Origin of the sequence: Azospirillum doebereinerae, assembly GCF_003989665.1 — a bacterium.
Lineage (GTDB): Bacteria > Pseudomonadota > Alphaproteobacteria > Azospirillales > Azospirillaceae > Azospirillum > Azospirillum doebereinerae.
Window position 1 is genome coordinate 1 of sequence record NZ_RZIJ01000023.1, and the last position, 14,871, is coordinate 14,871.

11 protein-coding genes are annotated in these 14,871 nt (G+C 69.2%); 6 read left to right on the forward strand and 5 right to left on the reverse strand.

Annotated features, from left to right (window positions below; all coding sequences use genetic code 11):
• Positions 1 to 363: 363 nt before the first annotated feature.
• Positions 364 to 918, forward strand: a complete 555-nt coding sequence (gene greB / locus EJ913_RS23660; protein WP_127002538.1) for a transcription elongation factor GreB — start codon at positions 364 to 366, stop codon at positions 916 to 918.
• A 13-nt stretch (positions 919 to 931) separates the two neighbouring features.
• On the opposite strand, the gene EJ913_RS23665 is transcribed toward greB, so the two are convergent.
• On the reverse strand, positions 932 to 1,798 hold the full coding sequence (locus EJ913_RS23665; RefSeq protein ID WP_127002540.1) for an N-formylglutamate amidohydrolase: 867 nt from the start codon (positions 1,796 to 1,798) through the stop codon (positions 932 to 934).
• 209 nt (positions 1,799 to 2,007) lie between these two features.
• Here EJ913_RS23665 and EJ913_RS23670 point away from each other — a divergent pair, with 209 nt between their 5' ends.
• A complete protein-coding gene (locus tag EJ913_RS23670; RefSeq protein WP_127002542.1) occupies positions 2,008 to 2,961 on the forward strand; it encodes a M14 family metallopeptidase in 954 nt (317 codons plus the stop codon).
• Between the two features lie 18 nt (positions 2,962 to 2,979).
• Here EJ913_RS23670 and EJ913_RS23675 read toward each other — a convergent pair whose 3' ends face one another.
• The gene (locus tag EJ913_RS23675) at positions 2,980 to 3,510 is read right to left on the reverse strand and encodes a CreA family protein (RefSeq protein ID WP_127002544.1); all 531 of its coding nucleotides are present in this window, start codon (positions 3,508 to 3,510) and stop codon (positions 2,980 to 2,982) included.
• A 124-nt stretch (positions 3,511 to 3,634) separates the two neighbouring features.
• Between EJ913_RS23675 and EJ913_RS23680 the strand changes: the two genes are divergently transcribed.
• Positions 3,635 to 4,816, forward strand: coding sequence for an AI-2E family transporter (locus EJ913_RS23680; protein WP_127002546.1), 1,182 nt, complete (start codon positions 3,635 to 3,637; stop codon positions 4,814 to 4,816).
• Between the two features lie 6 nt (positions 4,817 to 4,822).
• Here the strand turns inward: EJ913_RS23680 and EJ913_RS23685 are convergent, their stop codons facing one another.
• Complete coding sequence (locus tag EJ913_RS23685) at positions 4,823 to 5,785, reverse strand: alpha/beta hydrolase (RefSeq protein ID WP_127002548.1); 963 nt, start codon at positions 5,783 to 5,785, stop codon at positions 4,823 to 4,825.
• 127 nt (positions 5,786 to 5,912) lie between these two features.
• Between EJ913_RS23685 and EJ913_RS23690 the strand changes: the two genes are divergently transcribed.
• The 3 genes from EJ913_RS23690 (at position 5,913) to EJ913_RS23700 (ending at position 8,460) form a co-directional block, all read left to right on the forward strand.
• Positions 5,913 to 6,473, forward strand: coding sequence for a septal ring lytic transglycosylase RlpA family protein (locus EJ913_RS23690; RefSeq protein WP_244939474.1), 561 nt, complete (start codon positions 5,913 to 5,915; stop codon positions 6,471 to 6,473).
• Positions 6,474 to 6,949: 476 nt separating this feature from the next.
• Positions 6,950 to 7,399 (forward strand): MaoC family dehydratase, encoded by a 450-nt coding sequence (locus tag EJ913_RS23695; RefSeq protein ID WP_127002550.1) that lies wholly within the window; start codon positions 6,950 to 6,952, stop codon positions 7,397 to 7,399.
• Positions 7,400 to 7,518: 119 nt separating this feature from the next.
• Complete coding sequence (locus tag EJ913_RS23700) at positions 7,519 to 8,460, forward strand: bifunctional riboflavin kinase/FAD synthetase (RefSeq protein WP_127002553.1); 942 nt, start codon at positions 7,519 to 7,521, stop codon at positions 8,458 to 8,460.
• Positions 8,461 to 8,637: 177 nt separating this feature from the next.
• On the opposite strand, the gene EJ913_RS23705 is transcribed toward EJ913_RS23700, so the two are convergent.
• Together EJ913_RS23705 and EJ913_RS23710 are read right to left on the reverse strand one after the other, a co-directional pair.
• Positions 8,638 to 10,893 (reverse strand): putative bifunctional diguanylate cyclase/phosphodiesterase, encoded by a 2,256-nt coding sequence (locus tag EJ913_RS23705; protein WP_127002555.1) that lies wholly within the window; start codon positions 10,891 to 10,893, stop codon positions 8,638 to 8,640.
• A 230-nt stretch (positions 10,894 to 11,123) separates the two neighbouring features.
• Positions 11,124 to 14,852 (reverse strand): vitamin B12-dependent ribonucleotide reductase, encoded by a 3,729-nt coding sequence (locus EJ913_RS23710; RefSeq protein ID WP_127002557.1) that lies wholly within the window; start codon positions 14,850 to 14,852, stop codon positions 11,124 to 11,126.
• Positions 14,853 to 14,871: the final 19 nt, after the last annotated feature.

The following is a 14,871-nucleotide window of genomic DNA, read 5'->3' on the forward strand; positions in this document are numbered from 1 at the left end:
CGCAAGCGCAAGGCCGCCGCCGAGGCCCCGGTCGAAGCGCCGCCCGCCCCGGCTCCGGTCCCCGAAGCCGCTCCGGCCCCGGTCGTTCCGGTTGCGGAGACTCCGGCCGAGACCGCCAACGGTGACGAGGCGTCCGCCGAAAAGCCCCGCCGGGGCTGGTGGCGCCGCTAACCCGGCCGGCTGAAAGCCACGGATAGGAAAAGGCGCCTCACGGCGCCTTTTCCTTTTTCCGGGCGTTACCGGAATGCGGCACCGCTTGCTCCCACTCCAACCCTCCTCCGCTGGGCGGGGCAGGGTTGGAGTGGGAGCATCCGTGGCAGGCCCCTTACCATCCTCAATCCCGCCCATCCCATAGGTTCAATGATGAGCAAGGCCTTCACCCGCGAGAACGACGACGCCCCCGAGGACGACGAACTCGACGACCCGGCGCCCTTGCCCAAGGGCCTGAAGAACTACATGACTCCGCCGGGCTTCCAGAAGATGCAGGGGGAGCTGCGCCATCTGCTGCGCGTCGAGCGCCCCAAGGTGGTCGAGGTGGTGTCCTGGGCCGCCGGCAACGGCGACCGCTCGGAGAACGGCGATTATCTTTATGGCAAGAAACGCCTGCGCGAGATCGACCGGCGCATCCGCTTCCTGAACAAGCGGCTGGAATCGGCCACCGTGGTCAACCCGCAGGACCAGAAGAACCGCGAACAGGTGTTCTTCGGGGCGACCGTGACCTACGCGCGGGACGACGGGGCGGAGAACACCGTCACCATCGTCGGCGTCGACGAGGTCGATTCCGACCAGGGTCACATCAGCTGGATTTCACCCGTGGCCCGTGCCCTGTTGAAAGCGCGCGAGGGGGACGTGGTGGAACTGCGCACCCCAGCCGGGCTGGAACGCATCGAGGTGGTGGGGATCCGCTACGCCGATTGACAAGGAGGGCCGGCTATTCCGCCGCCCGCCGCAGCAGGCCGCCCTCGGCCCAATCGGCGATGCGCCGGATCAACTCGTCCAACTCGCCCTTCAAGCGGTCGAAGCCGTCGTGGCGCTCCAGCGTGTCCTCGTTCATGTAGAGGCGCCGGTTGATCTCCAATTGGACCGAGTGGCGCCCCCGCGCCGGATCGCCGTAGCGCGCGACCAACTCCACTCCCTTGTAGGGGTCGTTGATCGCCACCTGGTAACCGAAACCACGCAGGCTGTCGGCGATCATCCGCACGAAGCCCGATTCGCTGGTGGTGCCGTCGCGGTCGCCGATGACGAAATCCGCCGCCTTGGGGTCGGTCGGGTTCGGCCCCAATGTCGAGGGCATGGAGTGGCAGTTCACGTGCCACACCGACCCGAACCGGTCCGCCAGGGCGTCGAGCACGCTGCGCATCTGGAAATGATAGGGTCGGTAATAGCGGTCGATGCGCTCCGCCACCACCGAAGCCGGCAGCTTTCCGTCGTAGAGCGGCTGGCCGGGCCGCAGCGTGCTGCGGATCAACCCCATCCCCATGGCGCTGCGGCCGGTCGGGCGCAACGGCGTCGGCCACGCCCCGTCGATCTGGTTGGGGTCGATGTCGTCGACCGCCCGGTTCACGTCGATGCAGCTGCGCGGGAACAGGGCGCAGAGCAGCGTCGCGCCATGGTCCGGGGCGGCGGCGAACAGCGCCTCGACATGGGTGTCCTCGGCGTGGCGCAGAACCGGCAGCGGGCAGGCGAAGTGGAAATCGGGCGGGTAGACGCTGCCGCTGTGCGGCGAATCGAACAGCACCGGCAGCCGCGGCCCGACGGGATCGTTGCGGACGAGCACGTCCTCGATCACGAAACTCATCGGCGATCCCCGTTCGGCCTGTGGCGCATTGTCGCAACGAACACACCGATGCTATACCCGATGGGCCGAGCGCCCGTCGATTGAAAACGGACCGGAAACCGTCACGCGACCGCAACCCCTCCTTCACAAAAGAGGGGCGTCCCCACTGGCGCGACGGCCGGCGGTTCGTCATACTGACGGAACCGGCCCACCGCTGCCGAGCCCACCGCTTGACCGACCCGCTGTTCGCCCCCATCGAGCTGACCCCGCCGGACATCGCGCCCTACCGGCGCGGCAACACCGGAATCGACCACGTCACCAGCCTGGCGTCGGGCGAAGCGGGGCCGCACGTCGTGCTGAGCGCCCTGGTCCACGGCAACGAGATCTCCGGCGCCATCGCGCTCGACGCCCTGTTCCGCCTGGGCGTGCGGCCGCGCCGGGGCCGGCTCAGCCTCGTCTTCGCCAACACCGCCGCCTACCGCAATTTCGACCGGCAGAACCCCTACGCGTCGCGCTTCGTCGACGAGGATTTCAACCGCCTCTGGTCGCCGGAGTTGCTCGACGGCCGCCGCGACAGCGTGGAGCTGCGGCGCGCCCGGCAACTGCGGCCGGTCTACGAATCGGCCGACCTGCTGCTCGACCTGCATTCGATGACCGCCGACACCGCGCCGCTGACCCTGTGCGGCCCGACCGGCCGGGGCCGCGATCTGGCGCTGGGCCTGCGCTACCCGGCCTGGGTCGTCGCCGACGGCGGGCATGCCGGGGGGCGGCGGCTGATCGATTACGGCGCCTTCGCCATGGCGGAGGGCGCCCGCACCGCCATCCTGGTCGAATGCGGCCAGCATTGGCGGGCGGAAACGGCGGTGGTCGCGCTGGAAAGCTGCCTGCGGCTGCTGCTGGGGCTGGAAATGATCGACGCCGACCTCGCGGGGCCGCGCCTGAAGCCGCGCGCCGATCCCCAGCGCGTGGTCGAGGTGACCGAGGCGGTGACCGCCGCGACGGAGCATTTCCGCTTCACCGCCCCCTTCGTCGGGCTGGAGGTGATCGGCCGCGCCGGGACCGTCATCGGCTGGGACGGCGAGCAACCGCTCCGCACGCCCCACGACGATTGCGTGCTGATCATGCCGGCCCGCCGGGTGAAGGCGGGGCAGACCGCCGTCCGGCTGGGCCGGCTCGTTCGCTGAAGACCAGCGGACGGGAACTCACTTCGCCGCCGGCTTGCCCTTCTCCCATTGGGCGCTGGCGCTGAACAGCGGCACGGTCGAGATCGACATCTTGGCCGAGGCGTCCTTCACCTGACGGCTGTACACCACATAGACCAGCGTGTCGTTCAAGCGGTCGTAGATGCGCCGGATGGCGATCGACTTGAAGATCAGGCTTTTCCGTTCGGAGAAGACCTCCTCCCCCTTCGCGGACAGCTCGATGTCGCCGACGGCGACCGGACCGGTCTGGCGGCAGGCGATGGAGGCGTTGGACGGGTCCTCGAACCAGTTCCCCTTGGTCAGGCGGTCCAGAACGCTGCGGTCGAAATCGACCAGATGGCAGGTCACACCCTTGACCTTCGGATCCTCGACGGCCTGGACCTCCAGCCCGTTGCCGGTCCAGTCGTTGGAAAAACGGCCGACCACGGCGTCGGCGGCGGCCGGGCGCGTGGATTCCATCATCGGCATCAGCGCGAGCGCCAGAACCAAAAGGCCGCGACGAACGTTCATGGAGGCAAGCGGGCTGCGCATCGCGAATTGGTCTCCGGCAAGGACGGGCCGGGACCACAGGGCGCGGTCCCGGCAAAACACTCCCCTAGATCGGGGGACCGCGCCCCACCGTCAAGCGCCGTCCCCCGGAGTTCCCGGCCCCGCGATGAACGACCGCACCCCGATCACCCGTCTGCCCACCGCCGGCCCGTCTGCCGCCGGTCATTCTTCTGCCGGCCTGCCCCCCGCCCCCGGCACGCCCGAACCGGTGGCCAAGCCGGTGCCCCCGGCCGAACACCCGCGCGACCCCACCCGCTTCGCCGTCGTCGGGCTGTTCGTGATCGCCCTGCTGTTCACGCTCTATTTCGGGCGCGACGTGCTGCTGCCGATCATGCTGGCGCTGATCCTCAGCTTCCTGCTGCGCCCGCTGGTCCGCGCGCTGTACCGGCTGGGCATCCCCGAAGGGCTGGGGGCGGCGGTGATGGTGCTGCTGGTGTTCGGCGGCTGGGGGCTGGCGGTCTACACCCTGTCGACCCCGGCGGCGGAATGGGTCAACCGCATGCCGCGCGTCCTGCACGAGCTGGAGTTCAAGCTGGGCGACATCCGCGCCGGCATCGAGCGCGCCCGCGAGGCGTCGCGCCAGATCGAGCAGATCACCAGCAGCACCGGCGACGCCGCCGGCGCCCCGGTGCGCGAGGTCGTGGTGCGCGGCCCGACCCTGATCGAGCAGGCGGTCACCCAGGTCGAGTCGCTGCTCGCCAACGTCGTGATCCTGCTGGTGCTGCTGTATTTCTTCCTGGCGCGCGGACGCAACAGCCTGGAGGCGCTGATCGGCACCATGCGCAGCGTCGACGACCGGGTGCATTACGCGATGGTGGCGGCGACGCTGCAGCAGAACATCGCCGTCTACCTGCTGACCATCACCGTCATCAACGCCATGCTGGGGTTGGCGACCGGGGTGGTGATGTGGATGTGGGGCCTGCCCAACCCGGCGCTGTGGGGGGTTCTGGTGGCGCTGGCGAACTACATCCCCTTCATCGGGCCGGCGGTGATGACGGGCGTGCTGTTCCTGGTGTCGGTGCTGACCTTCGACGGGTTGGGCACCATCATCCTGCCGCCGCTGTCCTTCGTGGCGATCACCACCATCGAGGGGAATTTCCTGACCCCGATGATCATCGGCCGCCGGCTGGCGCTCAACCCCATCGCGGTCTTCGTGTCGATCCTATTCTGGGGCTGGCTGTGGGGCATCCCCGGCGCGCTGCTGGCCGTGCCGATCCTCGCCATCCTGAAGATCCTGTTCGACGCCCACGAGCCGATGAAGCCCATCGGCGCGCTGCTGGGGGAGTGATCGTCCTTACGCCACGCCGTCCACCGCCGCCCGCTCCGGTATTTCGGGGCAGGCGGCGAGGAAGGCGTCGATGTCGCCCCACACGCGGTCGCGGATGGAGTCGCGTTCCATCAGCAGCTCGTGCTTGGCCTCCGGATGCTCGGCCAGGGTCGCGTTGCCGAGCCGGCGGGCGACCGCCCGGTGCGCGTCGGCCCGCACGATGCGGTCGCCGGGCGCGCTCAGCAGCAGCACCGGGGTCGTCACCCGCTCCAGCGGCAGGGCGCGCAGCCGGTCCGCCGCCCGCAGCGCCGCCGCCACCCAGCCGAAGCTGACGCCGCCCACCCGCAGTTCCGGCCGCGCGGCGTAGGGACCGTGGAAGGCCGCGTAGCGCGCCGGGTCCGAGGTGATGGTGTTGTCCGCCCGGAAGATCCCCTCCGCCGGGTCGTAATCGTGCTGGCCGAAGGCGTAGCGCTCCGCCCAGCCGCAAGCGCAGCCATAAGCGGCGAGCCAGGCCACCAGCGGGCGCGGCAAGCCGCGGGTGTGGATCTCGAACATCGGAGCCGACAGGATCGCGGCGGCGTAGCGGCCCGGCCTCCCGCCCGGCTCCCCGGCGTGCCGCGCCAGCGCCAGGAGCGCCACCAGAGCGCCCATGGAATGCGCCGCCAGCACCACCGGTTTGGCGAGGGGCGCGACCAGCGCGTCGTGGACGGCGTCGAGATCGTCCACCAGCGTCGCGAAGTCGGTCAGGTGGTGGATCTGCCGGTTGGCGAGCGGCCGGTCCGACAGGCCCTGGTTGCGCCAGTCGAAGGTCACGACCTGGAAGCCGCGCGCCACGAAGGCCTCGGCGGTTTCCGTGTACTTCTCAATGAATTCGGCGCGCCCGGCAAGCAAAAGCACGGTTCCCCGCGCAGCCCCAAGCGAAGACAGCCGCGCGGTGCGCAACCGTGTGCCGTCCGGCAGTCTCAACCAGTCATAGACCGGATCGGTCATTCCGCGCGTCCCCCTCGATTCCACGACACCCGATTGAAACAGGGAGTTTCCATTCCGTCCATGCCGAAGATTCTTGGGAACTCTTTTGCGAAATCCTCGTTGGGAGGCGACATTGAAAGGGGGAACCATGATCGCATCACGCAGACTCGCCACACTCTCGGGCTCCATGGCCCTGGGCATCGCCTTGGTGACCGGAGCCGTCCATCCAGCGCTGGCCGACCGCAAGCCCAAGGTCCCGCCGGTCAGCGTCGAACGCACCGACGGGGGCGAGCCCGTCCTGGTGCACGAGGGCGAGGCGTCGTTCTACAGTCAGAAGTTCCACGGCCGCGAGACCGCCAACGGCGAGCGCATGAACCAGAACAAGCCGACCGCCGCCTCGCGCGCGCTGCCGCTGGGCACACGGGCGACGGTGACCAATCAGGAGAACGGGAAGAGCGTCGACGTGATCGTCAACGACCGCGGTCCCTATGTGGACGGCCGGGTTATCGACCTGTCGCGGAACGCGGCCCGCAAGCTCGACATGATCGACGACGGCACCGCGCCCGTGCGGGTCGAGGCGAAGCCGTCCGAGCAGCCGAACGACACCGCGAAGGAGAAGGTGGAGGCACGGGCGGAGCGCGCGGAGCAGCGGCCCCAGGCGGGCGGAAGCGGCAGCGACAGGGTGTCGCACTCCGGTTCCGGCAAGTAATCGCCGCAATCGGAAAAGACCAGGCACCCCGAGTCGGGGTGGGCCGTGGCGGTGCCGCCACCGGTATGCTGCACCGCCGAACGAACCGTCATCGCGCCGACCCGGCGTTGTTGCAGACCCGTCATTGGCTGCCATGACCTTGCGGAATGCCAATGGTTCGGACACGGCATGGGACCGCAAAAGGACCATCCGCCCAGTTTCACGGTAAGCTCTTGGACAACATCGCTTTCTTTGGATGCACCGACGCCATGAAGTAACGTACACGAACAACGCCCACCTCCATTGCGCGCTCTCCTTTGGCGCGGGTCCGCCGCTAGTCGGAAACCCGCCTTGGATATTTCCCGCTCCGTTAGAGAATTTTTTGCTTTTTGGGAGCACTCGTGGTGGCATTCCCGTGGTTGCAGCGCACATAAGGCGCTGCGCCATGATGTGTTCCGCGCCGCCTTTGCGGCGCCGAGAGAAAAAGGAAGTGCGTGATGGACGATGTGCGTCAGGTCCAGAAGGACACCGAAGGGTATTGCATCGAGGACCTCGCCGTCGGCATGACGGCGTCGTTCGCCAAGACCGTGACCGAAGCGGACATCATCCTGTTCGCCGGCATTTCGGGCGACACCAACCCGGTCCACCTGAACCAGGAATACGCCGCCGGCACCATGTTCCAGGGCCGCATCGCCCACGGCATGCTGACCGTCGGCTTCATCTCCGCCGTGCTGGGCACCAAGCTGCCGGGGCCGGGGGCGATCTACATGTCGCAGAACCTGAAGTTCAAGGCGCCGGTCCGCGCCGGCGACACCGTCACCGCCAGAGCCACCATCACCGAGCTGGTCCCGGAAAAGCGCCGCGTCGCCATGCGCACCGTCTGCACCGTCGGCGAGACGGTGGTGGTCGAGGGCGAGGCGCTGCTGATGGTTCCGTCGCGCGGCTGATCGGGCCACGGGCATGACCGACGCTGTCGGTGCGTTTACCCCGCGCCGACAGCGTTCTATATAGACGCCCTAAGCGGCGGAACCGGACCCCGGTCTCCGCGCACAGCATCGGGGCGCGCATGCGACTGTACAGACACACCGCCGATCTGCCGGCCGAGGATCGCGGCGCCGTCGTGGCGCTCGGCAACTTCGACGGCGTGCATCGCGGGCACCAGACGGTCATCGGCACCGCCCAGCGGCTGGCCGGAGAGCTGGGCGCGCCGTCCGCCGTCCTGACCTTCGAGCCGCACCCGCGCAACGTCTTCCGCCCCGGCGATCCCCCCTTCCGCCTGACGCCCTTCCGCGTCAAGGCCCGCCACATCGAGGCGCTGGGCGTCGATCAGCTGATCGTCTGCCATTTCGACGACGGGCTGTTGCACAAGACCGCGCAGGCCTTCGTGGACGAGGTGCTGGTGGCGGGCCTGGGCGTGCGGCACGTCGTGTGCGGCTACGACTTCCTGTTCGGGCACAAGCGCGGCGGCGACCCGGCCTTCCTGCAGGGCGCCGGGCGCGCCCACGGCTTCGGCGTGACGGAGATCGGGCCGGTGTCCGATCCAGGCGGCGGCGTCTACTCCTCGACCCGCGTGCGCGACGCGCTGGTGGCCGGCCGGGTCGCCGAGGCGAGCCATGTGCTGGGCAGCCCGTGGGAGATCGAGGGCCGCGTCGCCCATGGCGACAAGCGCGGCCGTACCATCGGCTTCCCCACCGCCAACATCGAGCTGGACGAGTATCTGCGCCCGGCCTTCGGGGTCTACGCCGTGCGGGCCGGGATCGACCAGGGCACGGCCACCGTCTGGCACAAGGGCGTCGCCAACCTTGGCGCCCGCCCGACCGTCGGCGGCGCGGTGGAGCGGCTGGAGGCCCATCTGTTCGACATGGACGCGGATCTGTACGGCCAGCACCTGCGCGTGCAACTGATCGAGTTCCTGAGGCCCGAGCGGAAGTTCGAGAGCTTCGACGCGCTCAAGACCCAGATCGCGCAGGATGCGGTGGCGGCGCGGGCGGTGCTGGCGGGGGGCTGAACGGCCAGCTCAAGCAGAGGCGCGCAACTCCGGCCCCGCATACCCCCACCTCATTCCTCCCCCGCTGGGCGGGGGAGGAGGTGGAACGCTTGTCGGCGTTCAGCGGCAGTTCCCTCCCCCGCCCAGCGGGGGAGGAAGGGTGGGGGCAACCATAGCTGCCCCCACCCACATAACCGCTCAAACCTTCGCCGCGCCGCAAGGAATGGCGCGGAGCGTCGGCGGGCTGGCCAGACGCTCCCGGTCAACCAGCCAGCGCTCGAAGGCCTCCGGGGCCATCGGCCGGGCGTAGCGGTAGCCCTGGCCGATGCCGCAGCCTTCCGCCGCCAGCATGCGGTGCTGGGCGTCGCGCTCCACCCCCTCGGCGACGATGGTCAGGCCCAGGCTCTCGCCGATCTGGATCATCGCCCGCACCAGCGGCCGGTTGGCGGCGTCGATGTCCAGCTCCTTGACGAAGCTCCGGTCGATCTTCAGCTCCCCCACCGGGAAGCGCTTGAGGTAGCTGAGGCTGGAATAGCCGGTGCCGAAATCGTCGATCGACAGCGTCACCCCCATGGCGTGCAGGGCGTCCAGCGCGTCGTGGACGCCGGCCTCCTCGGTCATCATCAGCCGCTCGGTGATCTCCAGCGTCAGCCGGCCGGGCGCCACGCCATGGGCGGCGAGCACGCCGCGCACGTGGTCGGGCAGATCGCCATGGGCGAAACGGACGGGCGAGACGTTGACCGCCACCCCCGGCACCGCCAGCCCGGCGGCGCGCCAGCGCGCCAGTTGGGCGACGGCGGTCTCCAGCACCCAGGCGTCGATGCGGTCGATCAGCCCGCATTCCTCGGCCAGCGGCACGAACTCCATCGGCGAGACGGCGCCCCAGCGCGGGTGGGTCCAGCGGATCAGCGCCTCCACCCGGTGCAGCCCGCTCAACTCCGGCCGGGCCGGGTCGAGCCGGACCTGCGGCTGGTAGTGCAGCGTGAACTCGCCGCGCCCCAGCGCCTCGCGCAGGGCGGCCTCCATCTCCAGCCGGCGGACGGCCTGCTCGTTCATGTCGCCGCGGTAGAAATGGCAGCGGTTGCGGCCGCCCTGCTTGGCCCGGTACATCGCCGAGTCGGCCCGCCGCATCAGCGTGTCGAAATCGGCCCCGTCGTCGGGGTGGACGGCGATGCCGATGCTGGCGGTCGGGATCAAGGTCAGATCGCCGATGGTGAAGGGCATCGACAGGTTGGCCAGCGCGTGCTCCGCCACTAGCGAGGCGTGCGCCGCGTCGCAGCCGGGCAGCAGCGCCACGAACTCGTCGCCGCCCAGCCGGGCCAGCGTGTCGCCGTCGGGGAACAGCGGCCGCAACCGCTCCGCCACCTCCACCAGCAGCCGGTCGCCCGCCCCGTGGCCGAGCGAATCGTTGAGCGCCTTGAAGCGGTCGACGTCGAGGAACATCAGCGTCACCGGCTGCCGGGTCCGCCCGGCCAGCGCCAGCGCGGCGGTGGCGCGGTCCTTCAGCAGGCTGCGGTTGGGCAGGCCGGTCAGGGTGTCGTAGAAGGCCAACCGGTTGATCTCGGCCCGCGCCCGGTCATGCTCGATGGCGAGCGCGCAGAGATGAACGCAGGCCCCCAGCATCCGCCGGTGGAAGGGCGTCGCCCCGCGCGGCTCGCGGTAATAGAGGGCGAAGGCGCCCAGCGGGCGGGCGTCGCGCCCCTGGATCACGTTGGACCAGCAGGCCGCGATCCCGTGCGCCAGGGCCACCTCGCGGCAATCGGCCCACAGCGGGTCGGTCGCGATGTCGGAGACCTCGACCGCGGCGCCGCGCCATATGGCCGTCCCGCAGGACCCGGCGGCGGGCCCGATCCCCTTGCCGTCGATGGCGGCGTTGAAGGCGGTGGGCAGCGTGGGGGCGGCGGCGACGCGCAGGCGCCGCTCATCGTCCACCACCACCACCGAGCAGGAGAGTTCGGGCGCGCAGGCTTCCACCTGACGGCACAGGAAATCGAGCACGAGGGCCAGCGACCGCCCGGCCGCCACCAACTCCAGCACGTCCTGCTGCAGGCGGGCGACCGCGTCGGCGCATTCCCGCTCGTCGAAGGTCTGCATCTGGCAGAGCAGCAACGGGCCGTCCGGCCCCGCCATCGGCTGCCAGCGCAGGCCGACCGGAATCGGATCGGCCCCGCGCGGCGGGCGCAGCGTCCCGCCGCCCGGTGGCAACGCGCCGGAGGACACGCCGCTCCACAGCGCGGCCCAGTCCCGTCCGCCCAGGTCCAGCACCGACAGCAGCGGCTGCCCGATCAGCCCCTCGGCCGGACGGCCGGCCCAACGGGCGAAGCCGGGGTTGGCGCCGACGACGATCCCATTGGCGCCGATCCAGCACAGCGCCGTGTCCCATTGGTCGATGGTCGCCCGCAGAAGGGGGGCGGATGGAAAGCCATCGACAAGCGTCCGACCGGCCGAATCCATGCCCCACCCCTTCCGGAATCGCCCCGGCGGCCCTTCCCCTCCGGCGATGCCCGGAGGATGGAAACACAACGCCGCCACGGCTTGATTGTTGGAGAAAAGCTAGCATGGATACGGTCTTGCCGGTCAAGCCCCACCGCAGGCGTTGAGGCGCGGGCGTCCGGACATAAAAAAAGGGGAGGGAGCCAGGATCGGCTCCCTCCCCTTTTCATAGATTACCCGTCAGAGCCGGTTCAGCTGCAACCGGTCGTGGAACCGCAGCTGTCGCACTTCAGGCAGGTGCCGTTGCGGACCAGGGTCATGTTGCCGCACTCGCCGCAGGGATCGCCCTCGTAGCCGCGGGCGCGGGCCTCGCGGATGCGGTCGAAGCGCTGGTCGCTGACGCTGCCGCCATAGGCCGTGCCGGTCGCCGCCGTGGCCGCGACGTGGCCCTGGGCCGTGGCCGTGGCAACGGCCGGGCTGGCCGCCACCGCGCTCGCCGCCGCACCCTGCGTTGCCGAGGCGATGGCCGTGTCGGTCCCGGTCGCCGCCAGGGCCACCGCCGCGCTGGCCCGCTGTCCGCCCTGCCCGCCATGCAGGACGCGCAGGTTGTTGCGGACGTAGCCGGTCGAGGCGACGCGGCGGACGATATCCGACGGCTGCGCGTTGTTCTCCGGCAGGTCGCCCTGCTTGTCGCCGCTGCCCACCGTGAAGGGCACCAGATCCTCCGGCGTGGCGTGGGCCAGATCGGTGCGGCCGAGATAGGAGATCGCCACCTCGCGGAAGATGTAGTCGATGACCGAGGTCGCCATCTTGATGGTGTCGTTGCCGGTCACCATGCCCGAGGGCTCGAAGCGGGTGAAGGTGAAGGCCTCCACGAACTCCTCGAGCGGCACGCCGTATTGCAGGCCGATCGAGATCGCGATGGCGAAGTTGTTCATCAGCGACCGGAAGGCGGCGCCTTCCTTGTGCATGTCGATGAAGATCTCACCGATGCGGCCGTCCTCGTACTCGCCGGTGCGCAGGTAGATCTTGTGGCCGCCGACGTTGGCCTTCTGGGTGTAGCCCTTGCGGCGGTGCGGCAAACGCTCGCGGGCGGAGATCTTCCGCTCGACGATCTTCTCGATCACCTTCTCGACGATGCGCTCGGACACGATGTGGCTGCGGGTGGCGTTGGCGCCCTCGATCACCGCGTCGACGGTCTCGCCGTCCTCCTCGTCCTCCAGCACGGCGGCCTGGAGCGGCTGGCTCAGCTTGGAGCCGTCGCGGTACAGCGCGTTGGCCTTCAGCCCCAGGCGCCAGGACAGCAGGTAGGCGTCCTTGCACTCCTCCACCGTCGCCGAGTTCGGCATGTTGATGGTCTTGGAGATGGCGCCCGAGATGAAGGGCTGCGAGGCCGCCATCATCGTGATGTGCGAGTCCCAGCCCAGGAAGCGCTTGCCGATGCGCCCGCAGGGGTTGGCGCAGTCGAAGACCGGCAGATGCTCGTCCTTCAGGAAGGGCGCGCCCTCCAGCGTCATGGCGCCGCAGCAGTACGTGTTGGCCTGCTCGATCTCGGTCTTGGTGAAGCCCAGATGGGTCAGCAGGTCGAAGCCCTGGGCGTCCAGCACCTCGAAGGGCACGCCCAGCGTCTCGACGCAGAACTCGGCGCCGATGGTCCAGCGGTTGAACACGAACTTGATGTCGAAGGCGGTGGCGAGGTTGCCCTCCAGCTTCTCCAGCATCGCGTCGGTGAAGCCCTTGGCCTTCAGCGACTCGTGGTTGACGCCGGGCGCCGTCTTCAGCGTGCCGTGGCCGACCGCGTAGCGCTCCATCTCGGCGATCTGGTCGGGCGTGTAGCCCAGCGTCTTCAGCGCTTCCGGCACCAGCCGGTTGACGATCTTGAAGTAGCCGCCGCCGGCCAGCTTCTTGAACTTCACCAGGGCGAAGTCGGGCTCGATGCCGGTGGTGTCGCAATCCATCACCAGACCGATGGTGCCGGTCGGGGCGACCACCGTGGCCTGCGCGTTGCGGAAACCGTGGACCTCGCCCAGTTCCAGCGCCTCGTCCCACACCCGGACGGCGGCCAGCGCCAGCTCCTGGTCGGGGCAGAGGTCGGCGACGAAGGGAACCGGCGCGACCGCCAGCCCTTCGTAGCCGTCCATCGCGCCGTTGGCGGCGCGGCGGTGGTTGCGGATGACGCGCAGCATGTGGTCGCGGTTGGCCTCGTAGCCGGGGAAGGTCCCCAGCTCCTGCGCCATCTCGGCCGAGGTGGCGTAGGACACGCCGGTCATCACGGCGGAGATGCCGGCGCAATAGGCGCGGCCCTCGTCGGAGTCGTAGGACAGGCCCGACGCCATCAGCAGCCCGCCGAGGTTGGCGAAGCCGAGGCCCATCGTGCGGAACTCGTAGGAGAGCTGGGCGATTTCTTTGGACGGGAACTGCGCCATCATCACCGAGATTTCCAGCACCATCGTCCACAGACGGCAGGCGTGCTCGAAGGCCTCGGTGTCGAAGCTGCCGTCCTTCAGACGGAAGGACATCAGGTTCAGCGACGCCAGATTGCAGGCGGTGTCGTCGAGGAACATGTACTCCGAGCACGGGTTCGAGGCGTTGATGCGCCCCGAGGCCGGGCAGGTGTGCCACTCGTTGATGGTGCTGTCGAACTGCACGCCGGGATCGGCGCAGGCCCAGGCGGCGTAGCCGACCTTGTCCCACAGATCGCGGGCGCGCAGCGTCTTCACGACCTTGCCGTTGGTGCGGCCGATCAGGTTCCAATCCGAGTCGTCCAGAACCGCCTGGACGAAGTCGTTGGAGATGCGCACCGAGTTGTTGGAGTTCTGGCCGGCCACCGTCAGGTAGGCTTCCGAATCCCAGTCGGTGTTGTAGGTCTTGAACTCGATGGTCTTGAAGCCCTGGCCGGCGAACTGGATCACGCGCTGGATGTAGTTCTCCGAGACCTGATCCTTGCGAGCGGCGAGGATGGCCTTCTTGAGCTCCTTGTTCTCCTTCGGATCCAGGCCGTTCTGGGCGGCGGCCATCACCACCGTCAGGTGCTTCTGGCAGATCTTCGAACCGGTGACGAGGGCGGCGACCTTCTGCTCCTCGTTGACCTTCCAGTCGATGTAGCCCTCGATGTCCGGGTGGTCCATGTCCACCGTGACCATCTTGGCGGCGCGGCGCGTGGTGCCGCCCGACTTGATGGCGCCGGCGGCGCGGTCACCGATCTTGAGGAAGCTCATCAGCCCCGACGACTTGCCGCCACCGGCCAGACGCTCGCCCTCGCCGCGCAGCTTGGAGAAGTTGGAGCCGGTGCCCGAGCCGTACTTGAACAGCCGCGCCTCGCGCACCCACAGATCCATGATGCCGCCCTCGTTGACGAGGTCGTCGGCGACCGACTGGATGAAGCAGGCGTGGGGCTGCGGGTGCTCGTAGGCCGAGGCCGAGGAGGTCAGCAGGCCGGTCTTGAAATCGACGTAGAAATGGCCCTGGCTCGGGCCGTCGATGCCGTAGGCCCAGTGCAGGCCGGTGTTGAACCACTGCGGGCTGTTCGGCGCGGCCATCTGGGCGGCCAGCATGAAGCGCATCTCGTCGAAGAAGGCGCGCGCGTCGGCCTCCTGGTCGAAATAGCCGCCCTTCCAGCCCCAATAGGTCCAGGTGCCGGCCAGACGGTCGAAGACCTGCCGGGCGGAGGTCTCGCCGACGATCCGCTTCTCCTTGGGGAGCGAGGCCAGCTTCTCGGCGTCGGCTTCCTTGCGCCACAGCCAGGACGGGACCGTGTTCTCCTCGACGGAGCGGAGCGCGGCGGGGACGCCGGCCTTGCGGAAATACTTCTGGGCCAGGATGTCGCTGGCGACCTGGCTGAAGTTTTCCGGAACCTCGATGTCGGACTGCGAGAAGACGACCGAGCCGTCGGGGTTGCGGATCTCGCTGGTCGTCCGGCGGAAACCGAGGCTGGCGTAGGCGTCCTGACCTTCGGTGGTGAAACGACGCTCGATCCGCATGATGGCAATGCCCCCCGTT

Excerpts from the sequence above, each read along its gene's own strand:
- greB (WP_127002538.1), top strand. The coding sequence starts at position 364 with ATGAGCAAGGCCTTCACCCGCGAGAACGACGACGCCCCCGAGGACGAC.
- EJ913_RS23665 (WP_127002540.1), bottom strand. The coding sequence starts at position 1,798 with ATGAGTTTCGTGATCGAGGACGTGCTCGTCCGCAACGATCCCGTCGGG.
- EJ913_RS23675 (WP_127002544.1), bottom strand. The coding sequence starts at position 3,510 with ATGCGCAGCCCGCTTGCCTCCATGAACGTTCGTCGCGGCCTTTTGGTT.
- EJ913_RS23680 (WP_127002546.1), top strand. The coding sequence starts at position 3,635 with ATGAACGACCGCACCCCGATCACCCGTCTGCCCACCGCCGGCCCGTCT.
- EJ913_RS23685 (WP_127002548.1), bottom strand. The coding sequence starts at position 5,785 with ATGACCGATCCGGTCTATGACTGGTTGAGACTGCCGGACGGCACACGG.
- EJ913_RS23690 (WP_244939474.1), top strand. The coding sequence starts at position 5,913 with ATGATCGCATCACGCAGACTCGCCACACTCTCGGGCTCCATGGCCCTG.
- EJ913_RS23695 (WP_127002550.1), top strand. The coding sequence starts at position 6,950 with ATGGACGATGTGCGTCAGGTCCAGAAGGACACCGAAGGGTATTGCATC.
- EJ913_RS23700 (WP_127002553.1), top strand. The coding sequence starts at position 7,519 with ATGCGACTGTACAGACACACCGCCGATCTGCCGGCCGAGGATCGCGGC.
- EJ913_RS23705 (WP_127002555.1), bottom strand. The coding sequence starts at position 10,893 with ATGGATTCGGCCGGTCGGACGCTTGTCGATGGCTTTCCATCCGCCCCC.
- EJ913_RS23710 (WP_127002557.1), bottom strand. The coding sequence starts at position 14,852 with ATGCGGATCGAGCGTCGTTTCACCACCGAAGGTCAGGACGCCTACGCC.